General features: G+C 61.0%; 12 protein-coding genes. 4 read left to right on the top strand and 8 right to left on the bottom strand.

The window, feature by feature from the left end:
• Positions 1-24 precede the first annotated feature (24 nt).
• From cpaB to AN401_RS05870, 4 genes are all read right to left on the bottom strand, one after another.
• On the bottom strand, positions 25-810 hold the full coding sequence (gene cpaB / locus AN401_RS05885) for a Flp pilus assembly protein CpaB (protein ID WP_096778781.1): 786 nt from the start codon (positions 808-810) through the stop codon (positions 25-27).
• Between the two features lie 49 nt (positions 811-859).
• On the bottom strand, positions 860-2098 hold the full coding sequence (locus AN401_RS05880; RefSeq protein WP_096778780.1) for an AAA family ATPase: 1239 nt from the start codon (positions 2096-2098) through the stop codon (positions 860-862).
• A 198-nt stretch (positions 2099-2296) separates the two neighbouring features.
• A complete protein-coding gene (locus tag AN401_RS05875; protein ID WP_096778779.1) occupies positions 2297-2815 on the bottom strand; it encodes an A24 family peptidase in 519 nt (172 codons plus the stop codon).
• A gap of 89 nt (positions 2816-2904) precedes the next feature.
• Positions 2905-3111, bottom strand: a complete 207-nt coding sequence (locus tag AN401_RS05870; RefSeq protein ID WP_096778778.1) for a pilus assembly protein — start codon at positions 3109-3111, stop codon at positions 2905-2907.
• Positions 3112-3845: 734 nt separating this feature from the next.
• On the opposite strand from AN401_RS05870, the gene AN401_RS05865 reads away from it, so the two are divergent.
• Positions 3846-5384, top strand: a complete 1539-nt coding sequence (locus AN401_RS05865; RefSeq protein ID WP_096778777.1) for an ATP-binding protein — start codon at positions 3846-3848, stop codon at positions 5382-5384.
• A gap of 96 nt (positions 5385-5480) precedes the next feature.
• Here AN401_RS05865 and AN401_RS05860 read toward each other — a convergent pair whose 3' ends face one another.
• The 4 genes from AN401_RS05860 to AN401_RS05845 all read right to left on the bottom strand — a co-directional run bounded on the left by AN401_RS05860 (position 5481) and on the right by AN401_RS05845 (position 8190).
• Positions 5481-5798, bottom strand: a complete 318-nt coding sequence (locus tag AN401_RS05860) for a hypothetical protein (protein ID WP_096778776.1) — start codon at positions 5796-5798, stop codon at positions 5481-5483.
• 82 nt (positions 5799-5880) lie between these two features.
• A complete protein-coding gene (locus AN401_RS19940) occupies positions 5881-6108 on the bottom strand; it encodes a Flp family type IVb pilin (protein ID WP_096778775.1) in 228 nt (75 codons plus the stop codon).
• Between the two features lie 237 nt (positions 6109-6345).
• Positions 6346-7656, bottom strand: a complete 1311-nt coding sequence (locus AN401_RS05850; protein WP_232513395.1) for a L,D-transpeptidase family protein — start codon at positions 7654-7656, stop codon at positions 6346-6348.
• A gap of 189 nt (positions 7657-7845) precedes the next feature.
• Positions 7846-8190, bottom strand: coding sequence for a hypothetical protein (locus AN401_RS05845; RefSeq protein ID WP_094039943.1), 345 nt, complete (start codon positions 8188-8190; stop codon positions 7846-7848).
• A gap of 120 nt (positions 8191-8310) precedes the next feature.
• Here AN401_RS05845 and asnS point away from each other — a divergent pair, with 120 nt between their 5' ends.
• From asnS to btsR, 3 genes are all read left to right on the top strand, one after another.
• The gene (gene asnS / locus AN401_RS05840; protein WP_096778774.1) at positions 8311-9711 is read left to right on the top strand and encodes an asparagine--tRNA ligase; all 1401 of its coding nucleotides are present in this window, start codon (positions 8311-8313) and stop codon (positions 9709-9711) included.
• 331 nt (positions 9712-10042) lie between these two features.
• Positions 10043-11719, top strand: coding sequence for a sensor histidine kinase (locus AN401_RS05835; protein WP_096778773.1), 1677 nt, complete (start codon positions 10043-10045; stop codon positions 11717-11719).
• Positions 11716-12429 (top strand): two-component system response regulator BtsR, encoded by a 714-nt coding sequence (btsR, locus tag AN401_RS05830; RefSeq protein WP_096778772.1) that lies wholly within the window; start codon positions 11716-11718, stop codon positions 12427-12429. Before AN401_RS05835 ends, btsR begins: the two co-directional genes overlap by 4 nt.
• Positions 12430-12484 lie beyond the last annotated feature (55 nt).

Genomic DNA, 12484 nt, shown 5'->3' with positions numbered 1-12484 from the left:
TGTGAACCTTTTTATTTTGTGGTGTCAGCTTTTAACCGGTACCTGTTGCTGGCTGGTGCCCTTGATAAGATCAATGGTGGCCTGGCGCCGTTCCCTGGGCTGGGGCGCGGCCGGCTCAGGTGCTGCCTCCGGCACCGGGTCGAGCGCCGCCGTTACCTCGAGATCCCTGTCGTCGTTGGGGTTGCGCAATGCCAGCTGAATGCGGCCGTTGGAGCTGGCATTCACCAGCCGCTCGGCCTGCTCGGGGTCTACCTCCAGGGTGACGGCGCGCACCAGCTTGGGTCGGTTTTCATCGGTATGCTGAGTTTGATCCACCGCCAGCACCTTGAGGTTTTGCAGCACGGTGCGGGTCATGTTTCCGTCGGTAAAGAGAATGTCGACCCGGTTGCCGGGCAGCAGAAAGCCGGCCACGCCGATCACGTCGTTCACCCGGACCGTTACCGCCCGCATGCCGGGCTCCAGCAGCACCGAGAGGGTGCTGCCCTGGCCGATGGGGGCCAGCCGCTCCTTGCGCAGCACATCGCCCCGGTAAAGGTTGTTTTTGGCCACCATGTTCTGCACCTGATCCAGGCTGGTCAGGGCGCCGGGGGGCACCAGGCGGGAGTCGATTTCTTTCAGTTGTACGTGCAGGGGTTCTATGGGGGCACCGGGGATCAGATCGATGGCGGCCACCACCACCTGGGCGGACTGGGCATCGGCCTGGGCCAGGGCGGCGCGATTTTGCTGGTTGAGCCAGTTGTTCGCCATCCAGGCGGCACCAAGACCGAATGCCACGGACAGCACAAACAACAGCAGGGTACGTGTTTTCATAACCTTGTCCTTGGTTTCCCTGTTTATTTATTCTCGTCACTGAGTATAGTCAGTGCACGCAATACATGTTCCAGGCTTTGCGCAAAATTTCTTCGCTCAAAGGCTGGCCGGCCTGGCCATTAAAATGCATGATGTCCCGCGCTATGCCGAGAATATCCCTTGGGTAACAGGCAATCAGCGGTTTGGCGCTATTTTCATGCAATTCCTCCACCATAAAGCGGAACAATGGCTCGGTGGCCACCAGCTGGTATTTTTCCAGGTTCATATTCCACACCTGCTTGTATAGCTCTACCGGCATGGCCTGCAGGTGGATCTTGTAGCCCAGGCGGCGCAAAAAGGCCTCGTCGGCAATGGTTTCCGGATCCAGGTTGGTGGAAAACACCAGTATCTGCTCGAAGGGAATATCAAAGTGCAATCCGTTCGGCAAAGAGAGAAAATCCCGCCGCTCTTCCATGGGCACTATCCAGCGATTGAACAGCTCGTCGGCGGCAAATCCCTGCCGACCCAGGTCGTCGATCAAGAATACGCCGTTATTGGCCTTTAATTGTAGGGGTGGGCTATACTGCCGGGATTGCCGGTCGAAATGCACCTCCAGCATATCCAGCTTGAGTTCGCCACCCACCATTACCAGGGGGCGCGTGCAGGGAATATAGCGGCCGTCCCTATCCTTTTCATCATGTTCATCCACCCGCCAGTGATAGAGGGGATCGAATACCGGGATTATGGTGTTCTGCACCGCTATGGCATGGGGCACATAGATATGTTCATCGAAGATGCGATTAAAGCGGTGGCATAAAAAGCTTTTACCGGTGCCCGCATGGCCGTAGATAAGCAGGGGCCGGCGTGAATTAAGCGCCGGCCCCAGGGTGTTGATAAGATCCTGGCTTATCACCATATTGTCCAGCGCAACCAGCAACCGCTCGCGGCGAATGCTGCGCTCGCCCAAAGACTGGGCCAACACCAGCTTGTTGTAGTCGGCCAGGGGGATAGGCGCCGGGCCTATATAGCCGTCGCGGGCGCTGACTTCCTGGGCCTCGTACTGGCCCTTGTTGGTGAGCGCATAGCGGATGGGTTCGTCCATCCGGCCCGAGGCGCGCACCTCCACCAGTTGCAGGGTTTTCAGCTCCTGCAGCAGCGGCTCTATAATGCTGCCGCGCAGGCAGAGCCGATCGCTTAAAATCGGCAGCGATAGGCTGCCTTCTTCCTGCAAATGGCGCAGTATCAGGCGAAACAGCAACTCGCGGGAAAGGCCGGTTTCGGCCAGGGTACGGGGTTTTGGCAGCAACATCCTTGTTCCTCCTTGCAAGAGCCGGAAGCTTGAAGCCGGAGGCTGGAAGCTTGAAGCTGGATGCTGGAAGCTTGAAGCCGGGAGCAGGAAGTTACCGGCAGCAGCGGCAGGGGCATCCCCCACCGTGTCCGTTCCGTAGGGTCGAATTTATTCGACCGCCAGTACCCCATAAAGCATAGCCGGCCGAATAAATTCAACCTAGGACACCAGGGTAAAAATATTAAAGTGGTTTAGCACTACCGCAAAGGCGGCCCCCAGCGCCAGGGCGGGGCCATAGGGCACCTTGAGCCCGGCCACCTCCCCCTCAGCAGGCGCCAAGTAGCGACGGGTGCCCAGGATAATACCATAACGGGTAAAAGTGGTTTTAAAGCCCTTCCATCCCACTTGTTTCCAAGACAGTATCAACACTAACGGCAAACCAATAATAAACCCATAAAGTAGAGATTCCAGAAAAACCTCCCAGCCAACAAAAGATCCTATAGCCATCCCCATTTTTACATCACCACCAGCAATAAACTTAATAACAAAAAGAGGAAACAGCAAAAAAAACGAGCATATAACTCCTGTTAGACTAAACGGCAGACCACTTCCCAAAAGAAAATGATAAGAAAAAGAAAGAAAAACAAAAGACAAAGTCAACCAGTTTGGTATTTTATTTATGCTTAAATCCAACCAAATAACAACAATCAAAAATAAAATAAGTGGCAATTGTTCCATAACACCACCATGAAATTTATGGGGCAGAAACACTGCCCCAAAAACCATTTGCATTCATATATGACATGAGAAATGTAATTACGGTAGTCCTATGGTGTAGGAGCAGTGTCAGTACAGTCAGCACCAGTAGCCACTACATCTCCCAAACAGTCAACCCGAAATGCAACTGCATTACCCAAATACGTAAACGCTGTAACTACCGCTGCTGCAACCAAGGCACCTGCAATGGCGTATTCAACTGTAGTCAATCCATCTTCATCATTCACCAAGCGAAGCAATTCTTTTGCAATGTTCATAAAAATACCCTCATATCCATATTACGTATTTTTATTTCCATATCGCTATGGAAAATCCATTTACCATTTAGTGGTTACTGTATCTCTCCCGGCCGGCGCCGGTATTCGGCTATGCCCCTGGCATACCCAATTTACTCATATAGTCGCGCCGCCTCCTTTCATGCTCGATTATATGTTCCGGACAGGTTCCGGGCCCCAAGCGCAATGCTTACAATAGGTATAGTGCAGGGCCGGCGGTAATCAAAGTTTGCCCGAGTTGATTTTTTTAGGTGTGTTCCTCCGTCATTGGCCTTTTTCCTTTCTATTTTTTCGTAAAGTCCGGGCGATACCGACGCTATGCATATCAAAAAAGAGCCACTTGAGCACCAAATCAAGCGTTCACTCTAATAACCGGCATGTTGCTTTTTAGAAAAAATTCTAACCCTGGCCGCGGGCCCGGTGCCGCAAGGTCTGTGTGATATGGGCAAGCGGGCGAGAGGAGACTGGATATGGCGTCCTTGTGGCCGTTGGACGGAGGCCCCTTGCTCGAATAAATTCGACCCTACGACGACCCCACGGGATGCACCGGGCCCGTCGTAGGGCCCATGTCAATGGACCTTTCCACCACCGGCACAAATGCGTCAGCCCTGGCTTTTCTCCGTTTCGGTGTCCGCTTCTCCGTGCCCAGGGGGAGGAGGTGTTGGTTTGCGGCCGTGCTACACTGTCGGCCTTATCTGTTTGGCGGGAGCAGCAAGATGACCCAGCGCAAGTTGCCCATTGGCATACAAACCCTCGGAGAAATTATCACCGGGGGGTATTACTATGTGGACAAAACGCCCTATATCCACCAGTTGATCGAGCAGGGAAAATACTACTTTCTCTCCCGCCCGCGCCGGTTTGGCAAAAGCCTGCTGCTCGATACCCTGCACCAGTTGTTCGAGGCGAAAGAGCCGCTGTTCCGCGGCCTGTTTATTCACAATAAATGGGACTGGTCCCGTCCCCGGCCGGTGATCCGCCTGGGCTTTGGCAGCGGGGTGATGAACGGACGGGAACTGCTGGATCAGAATATCCACGAGCAACTGAACGAGCAGGCCGTGCGGCTGGGCGTCACCCTGGTCAACCAGACCATCGGCGGCCGCTTTGCCGAGCTTATCCGCCGCACCCACGAGCAGTATGGCGAGCGGGTGGCGGTGCTAATCGACGAATACGACAAGCCGATCCTCGACAATATTACCAATGCGGCCATCGCCACCGAGCTGCGCGAGGGGCTGAAAAACCTGTATTCGGTGCTGAAGGATGCCGACCCGCATTTGTGCTTTTGCCTGCTGACCGGGGTGTCGAAGTTCAGCAAGGTCAGTCTGTTTTCGGGGCTGAATAACCTCAACGACATCACCCTGGATGCACCCTTCAGTGCCATTTGCGGCTATACCGAGCAGGATGTGGATAGGGTGTTCGCGCCCGAACTGGCGGGGCTTGAGCGGGAGCAAATCAAAACCTGGTACAACGGTTACAACTGGGGCGGCGAGGCGGTCTACAATCCCTTCGATGTGCTGCTGCTGTTGCAGAAACGGGAGTTTCGCGCCTATTGGTTTGAGAGTGCGACGCCCACCTTTTTGGTAAAGATGTTGGCGGAGCGGGGTTTTTTCACACCGCAACTGGACCGTCTGGAAAGCCCGCTCAGCCTGCTGGGGCGGTTCGACGTGGACGACATCAGCACCGAGGCGCTGTTGTTCCAGACCGGTTATCTCACCATCCGCCGCAAGGAAGAGCCGGTGCCGAGCTACTGGCTCTATACCCTGGGCTATCCCAACCGGGAGGTGGAGGCCAGCCTTAACCAGGCGCTGCTGCCCAGCCTGGGCGTGGCTGGCACCGAGCCCACCATTCGCGTGCTGCGGTTACTGCAGGCCAATGATTTTACCGGCCTGGAGCAGCATTTTCGCTCCCTGTTCGCGGCGCTGCCCCACGACTGGTATCGCAATAATCCCATCGCCAAATACGAGGGCCACTACGCCAGCGTGTTCTACAGCCATATCGCCGCCCTGGGGCTGCGGGTAACGGTGGAGGATGCCTCCAACACCGGCAAGGTGGATATGGCGGTGGAGTTCAACGGCCATGTCTACCTGTTCGAGTTCAAGGTGGTGGAGCAGGTGCCCGGGGGCAAGGCGCTGCAGCAGCTTAAAGACCGCGACTACGCGGAAAAATACCGCGCCCAGGGCCTGCCCATCCACCTGATTGGGGTGGAGTTCTCCCGCGAACAGCGGCAAATTGTGGCCTTTGAGCGGGAGTTGGCGTAAACCCGGCATCTGGGGTTGGCCGGAGTTCGCGCTGCGCGCGAAATGCAGGCGGGCCGCCTGCGCTCCGCTTCGCCGGCGCCGATGGCTGGTACCTCGTTATTTGTCTTTTCCCTTGGCCAAGCGCTTGCCGGGTTTCTTGTTGTCGCTTACCTCCCCCAGTTCTTCGTCGCCGGGTTGGGGGGCCTCCGTGCCGGGCTGCTCGGCCCCGCCCGATACCGGCGTGCCCGTGTCGGGCACCGGTGCGTCCCCACCAAGCCGGGCCGCCAGCATGCCTATGCTCTCCCCCACCACCAGGCCCAGGTTGCCGTAAGAGGCCACCACCGCCAGGGTGATAAGGGCGCCGGCCACCGCATATTCCAGGGTGGTGAATCCACCCTGGCGGCGGCGCCGTTTTACCGAAATGGTTGCACGCATCGCATTGTTCCTTATGCCATTTACGGCGCCATCCCGGCGCCGGTTTGTGTTGACTTGCCATTACCCCGTTGCGTGTGTGTATCTACTCTTCCTTATCCCCGGTGTTGCCCGGGGGCAGTTCCTCGGGCAATGGGGCGGGCGCGTCTTTCAGCAGCTCCGCCAGGTAAAAGATGGCCCTGCCCACGGCGCCACCGAGCTGGTCGAAGGCCAGGATCACGGCAATGGCCAGCAGGGCGCCGGCCACGGCGTATTCCACTTTGGTCATGCCCTGCTCGTCCGTCAGCAGGAGACTGAACTGCTCAACCAGCATATGGCGTCCTTGTGGCCGGCGGGCGGAAGGCCCCTTGGGCGAATGAGTTCGCCCCTGCAACACTCCAGGCAAGGCCTCCCGCTGCGCGGGAATGCAGGCGGGCCGCCTGCGCTCCATAGCTCCCCAAAGGGCCGCCTGCGCTCCACTTCTCCCTTTGGGGGACGGGTAGCCCGCTGTTGGTCGAATAAATTCGACCCTACAAGGGCCCCTCACCCTTCACGCCTCACCCCTCACGTCCTATACATTCTTTCCATAAATATCCCTGGCAAACACCAGGCGGCCCTGCTCCACCCAGGCGGTAAAGTACACCAGGTACACGGGCACCCGCCCCGGCGGCGGCAAGATGCGGGTTTGCGAGCCCGGCGGCAAAGACCAGCCCAAACCGGCGGCCAGGCGCTCGGGTTCGGCCAGGCGCACGCAGCCGTGGCTCAGGGCCCGGTCGGCCTCACCGAACAGGCGCTTGTCGGGGGTGTCGTGCAGGTATACGTCAAAACGGTTATGCATCTCGAACTTGAGCTTGCCCAGGGCGTTGTTGGGCCCGGGGGCCTGCACCAGCCGCAGCCCCGGTGGCGGCTCCAGCCAGTCGATGGTGCCGGGGTCCTGGCCACTGCCCTCCCCCGGCAGCCACACGCTGAAGCCATTGCGGGAAAGAAAGCCGCTGTCCCGGCGCTGGGCCGGCAGCAGATCTTCCCGGATGATATTGGCGGTGGGCGTCCAGTCGGGGTTGACCTTGAGGCCGTCGATATAGGTGGACAAGGCGGGGGTGGGCCAGTCGGGCCGGCCCACTATTACCCTCATGCTGAGCGCGGGCTGGTGGTTCTGCACCAGGGTCAGCCGGTAGGCGGGAATATTCACCAGCACATAGCGGTCGGGCGCGGTGGGCGGCAGCAGCAGCCAGCGGCGCAGGTTATGGCGCAGCTCGGCCCGCACCTCGGCCGGGGAGCGGGAAAGAATGGCCCGGGTTTCATCGTTCAGCCGGCCGTTGGCCGCCAGGCCATGGGCCTGTTGCAGGTTTTTCAGCACCTCGCTCAAGGTGGCATCCAGGGCATCCGCCCGGCCGCGCGGCGGCGGCAGGGCATGGCCCAGCTCAAGCAGGCGTTGGCGCAGGGCGGGAATGGAAGCATCCCGCTCGCCGGGGCGCACCTCGGGCCCGGGCGGCAAGGGAGTGTGGTGGTTGACCTGCGCCAGGGCCAGGTAGTGCTGCCTTAGCTGCCGGTAACCGGCGTAGTCGGGTTGCTGGCGGCGCAAATAAGCAACGAGGTCGCCGCCTTCCAGGGCTTGCTCGAACCCGGCCAGGCCCCGCTCCGGCGGCAGGCGATACTGGGCGAAGCGTGCCCGCTCATCCAGCACCCGGCGCCATTCCCGGCCAAGCCAGGCATCCCGCTCGGCCGGGCTCATGGCGGCAAAGGCCCGGGGTTCGGGCAGCAGCAGGTCGTGCAGCAGTTGGCCGGCCTCGTTCAGGCCGTTGCCGCCGTGCCAGCGCAGCGGCTCGGCGGCCTGCAGCGGCGCGATGAACAGCAAAAGCACCATGAATAAACGCAACATCATCTCCCCTCCCTGGGAACATGGTTGGGTTAAGTATGGGCGATAAAACGGCAGGCGGCGGTGGTATTACATACGCAGCAGAGACGGGGAAGGTACGGCAAGCATCGCGCAGTCGGAAATCAGTGCGGCTCTTCATCGTTCAGTTGGGAGGATAAACCCAAGCACTGCCCAGGCGACGAGGGATGGCAACGGCTACTCCGGATAAAAATAGAACAGCAGCAGGGTAAAGGTGGCGGCCGCGGCCAGCATAACGAGATACACCTTAAGGTACTGGCTGTGGCGCCGTCCCTTGAGGTGCACCAGGGTGAAGGTGGTCACCGCCAGCCCCAGGGCCCCCCAGATGCCGACATGAAACCAGTAGGTGGGCAGGCTCAGCCAGTGGGTGCGCACCTCCACCTCCAGGTAGCGCAGGTAGCCGAATTCCTGCTCGGGGCGGCCGTAGTGGAACAGGATCAGCAGCAGGACGTAAAGCGCCCAGCCCCCCAGGGTCATGCCGGCCAGCAGCCGGCCCAGCCAGTCGATGCGTCGTTGTACCATGGGCCACCTCCACGCACATCTTTTGCTTGAGTCCTGAGGCTACAAGGGTAACATTAGCCCCCTTATGTATAGTCTATCGGCCGGGCGCCGACTTAGTTTAAAGCTGGAGAGCGATTCAAGATGACCCACGCATCCGTTGCAGATGTGCTGGCGGGCAAATACCCCGTTGGTACCACCCTGACCGTAAAGGGGTGGATTCGTACTCGCCGTGACTCCAAGGCGGGCATTTCGTTTTTGGCGGTACACGACGGCAGCTGCTTCCATCCGGTGCAGGCCGTGGTGCCCAATAACGTGGCGAATTATCAGTCTGAAGTGGTGCGTCTGACTACCGGCTGCTCCGTGGAAGTAACCGGCACCGTGGCCGAATCCCAGGGCCAGGGCCAGGCTTTCGAGCTGCAGGCCACCGAGGTGAAGGTGGTGGGCTGGGTGGACGATCCCGATACCTACCCCATGGCCGCCAAGCGCCACTCCATCGAATACCTGCGCGAATACGCCCACCTGCGCCCGCGCACCAACCTGATCGGCGCCGTGGCCCGGGTGCGCAACTGCCTGTCCCAGGCCATTCACCGCTTCTTCCACGAGCGCGGCTACATCTGGGTGGCCAGTCCCATCATCACCGCCGCCGACACCGAAGGCGCCGGCGAGATGTTCCGGGTGTCCACCCTGGATCTGCACAACCTGCCGCGCACCGACAAGGGCTATGTGGACTTCAGTGAAGACTTCTTCGGCAAGGAGGCCTTCCTTACCGTGTCCGGCCAGCTGAACGGCGAAACCTACGCCTGTGCCCTGAGCAAAATCTACACCTTCGGCCCCACCTTCCGCGCCGAAAACTCCAACACCAGCCGCCACCTGGCCGAATTCTGGATGATAGAGCCGGAGCTGGCCTTCGCCGACCTGAACGACATCGCCGCCCTGGCCGAAGACATGCTGAAGTATGTGTTCCGGGCCGTGCTGGAAGAACGCATGGACGACATGAGCTTCTTCGCCGAGCGGGTCAACAAGGAGGTGGTCACCCGGCTGCAGGACTTTGTGGAAAAAGACTTCGCCCAGGTGGATTACACCGACGCGGTGCGCATCCTGCAGGAAAGCGGCCGCACCTTCGAGTTCCCGGTGGAATGGGGCATCGACCTGTCCTCCGAGCACGAGCGCTACCTGGCGGAAGAGCACTTCAAGGCGCCGGTGGTGGTGAAAAACTACCCGCGGCACATCAAGGCCTTCTACATGAAGCTGAACCCGGACGGCGAGACCGTGGCGGCGATGGACGTGCTGGCTCCCGGCATCGGCGAGATCATCGGCGGCTCCCAGCGGGAAGAAGTGCTGGAGGTGCTGGACCGGCGCATGGAAGAGATGGGCCTGAACAAGGAAGACTACTGGTGGTACCGGGATCTGCGCCGCTACGGCACCGTGCCCCACTCCGGCTTTGGGCTGGGCTTCGAGCGCCTGGTGGCCTACGTGACCGGCATGGCCAACGTGCGCGACGTGATCCCCTTCCCCCGCACCCCGCGCAACGCCGAGTTTTAACCGGCCGGTTGAGGATTCCCCCGGCTGCGCCGCCGGGGGTTGTTGTAGGGTCCATTTCAATGGACCATCCCACCAACGGCGTTGGGGTTTGTTGTAGGGTCCATTTCAATGGACCATCCCACCAACGGCGTTGGGGTTTGTTGTAGGGTCCATTTCAATGGACCTTTCCACCACCGGTGCCGGGGGCTTGGTCGACTGAAGTCGACCCTACGACGCCCCTACCGCTCCAACGCTACCCGCATTTACTTGCCGCCGCTCAGGGCCGACAATGGCCTCTTGAACCATGCCGGCCACCGAGGCCGGACGGAGCCGACCCCGAGGAGCCTTGCGGATGATGTTGATCCTCTCCCTGCTGCAGCAGATGAGCGTCTTTCTGGTGATCGCCTATCTGTTTTCCAAGTCGCCGCTGTTCAGGCCCATGGCCAACTACTCCATGCGCTTGCCGCACAAGCTGCTGATCTATTTTGTGTTTTCCGGCTTCTGCATCATGGGCAGCTACTTCGGCCTGGCGGTGCAGGACGCCATCGCCAACACCCGGGCGGTGGGGGCCGTGCTGGGCGGCCTGCTGGGCGGGCCCGTGATCGGTTTTCTGGTCGGCCTCACCGGCGGCCTGCACCGTTATTCCATGGGCGGCTTTACCGACCTGGCCTGCGCCATCTCCACCACCCTGGAGGGACTGCTGGGCGGCCTGGTGCACTACTGGCTGGTGAGGAAGGGCGATATCGGCGCCCTCTTCTCCCCCCGCATCGCCTTCTTCACCACCCTGGCGGCGGAGGCCCTGCAGATGGGCACCATACTGCTGGTCGCCCGCCCCTTCGAGCAGGCCTGGGCCCTGGTGCAGGTGATCGCCCTGCCCATGCTGCTCGCCAACGCCACCGGCGCCGCGCTCTTTATCAGCATGATCCGCGACCAGAAGACCATGCGTGAAGAATTCTCCAGCGCCTATTCGGCCAGGGCCCTGGCCATCGCCCGCCGCACCGTGGGCATCATGGCCAGGGGCTTCGGCCGGGAGTCGGCCGAGCAGATCTGCCGCATACTGCATCAGGAGATCGGGGTCGCCGCCGTGGCCATTACCGACCGGGAAAAGATCCTGGCCTTCACCGGCCTGGGCCATGAGCACCACCGGCCGGGTACCCCCATCTCCTCGGCCCTGACCCTGGAGGCGATAGCGGATCAGCAGGTGAAGTTCGCCGACGGTTACCAAACGCCCTACGCCTGCTCCCTCGCCGCCGACTGCAAGCTGGGCTCAGTGCTGGTGATCCCCATCAAGGGCTGCAACGGCATCCTCGGCACCATCAAGCTCTACGAGCCCAAGAAACGGCTGTTCCTCAAGATCAACCGCACCCTGGGCGAAGGCATCGCCGAGCTGATGGCCCACCAGATCTTGAGCGGCCAGCTGGAGCGCCAGCAGCAGTTGCTGACCCAGGCCGAGCTGAAGCTGGTCCACGCCCAGGTCAACCCCCACTTCCTGTTCAACGCGCTCAACACCATCGGCGCCATCATCCGGCTGGATCCGGACAAGGCCAGGGCCCTGCTGCTGCACCTGTCCCATTTTTTCCGCAAAAACCTCAAGCGCTCCGGCGAGCGCACCACCCTGAAGGAAGAGCTGGAGCACGTGCAGGCTTACCTGGCAATAGAGCAGGCCCGCTTCAGCGACCGGCTCAGGGTCGGCTTCGATGTGCCCGAGGCCCTGCTGGGGCAGCAACTGCCCACCTTCACCCTGCAGCCCATCATCGAAAACGCCATCAAGCACGGCACTTCCACCCTGCTGGAGCAGGGCGATATCCGGGTGGCGGCGCGGCGGGAGGGCGAACAGATACGGCTGCGGATCACCGATAACGCCGGCAACTACCAGCCCGCCGCCCGGTCGGACGGGCTCGGCCTCGGCCTGGTCGACAAGAGGGTCAAGTCCCTCTATGGCGACCAGTACGGGGTGCAGATAGAATGCGAGCCGGAACAGTGGACCCGGGTCACGGTGTCACTGCCTGTTACGGAGGACAACCCATGATCAGTGCCCTTGTCGTCGACGACGAACCCTATGCCCGCGCCGAGCTGGCCGAGCTGCTGCGCGCCGAAAACGTCACCGTGCTGGCACAGGCCGGCAATGCCCTGGAGGCGCTGGCCCTGCTCAACCGGCTGCGGCCCGATGTGGTCTTCCTCGATATCCAGATGCCCAAGGTCAGCGGGCTGGAGCTGCTGGCCCTGCTCGATCCCGCCCGCATGCCCCGGGTGGTGTTCGTCACCGCCTTCGACGACTATGCGGTGCAGGCCTTCGAGGACAACGCCTTCGACTACCTGCTCAAGCCCGTGGCCCCGGCCCGGCTGCACAAGACCCTGGCCCGTTTGTCGCAGGCGCTGGCGCCCCAGGATCTGGCGGCGGTGACCCCACCCCTGCGGATGGTGCCCTGCTACCAGCACCAGCGCATCCGCCTGGTGCCCATCGACGAGGTGGAGTACGCCTATTCGGATCTCGGCGGCGTCCACCTGGTGACCGCCGAGGCCACCTACCACGCCCAGCTCACCCTCAAGGCGCTGGAGTCGCGCAGCCCCCTGCTGCGCATTCACCGCCAGTACCTGGTCCGTGGCGAGGCGATCCGCGAAATCACCCTGCTGGACAACCACGCCGCCGAGCTCAAGACCCGCCATGGCCACGCCCTGCCGGTCAGCCGCCGCTACCTGAAGTTTCTCAAGGACCATTTCGGCTTCACCGCAACGTGATAGCGCTCACCTTCCGGCCCGGCTCCGGAAGGGGGCCTTGCCGCTCGGCGGGCCA

Source organism: Zobellella denitrificans (assembly GCF_002407485.1).
Taxonomy (GTDB): domain Bacteria; phylum Pseudomonadota; class Gammaproteobacteria; order Enterobacterales; family Aeromonadaceae; genus Oceanimonas; species Oceanimonas denitrificans.
The sequence above is the reverse complement of the archived record's forward strand: the minus strand, read 5'-3'. Positions and strand labels throughout refer to the sequence as shown.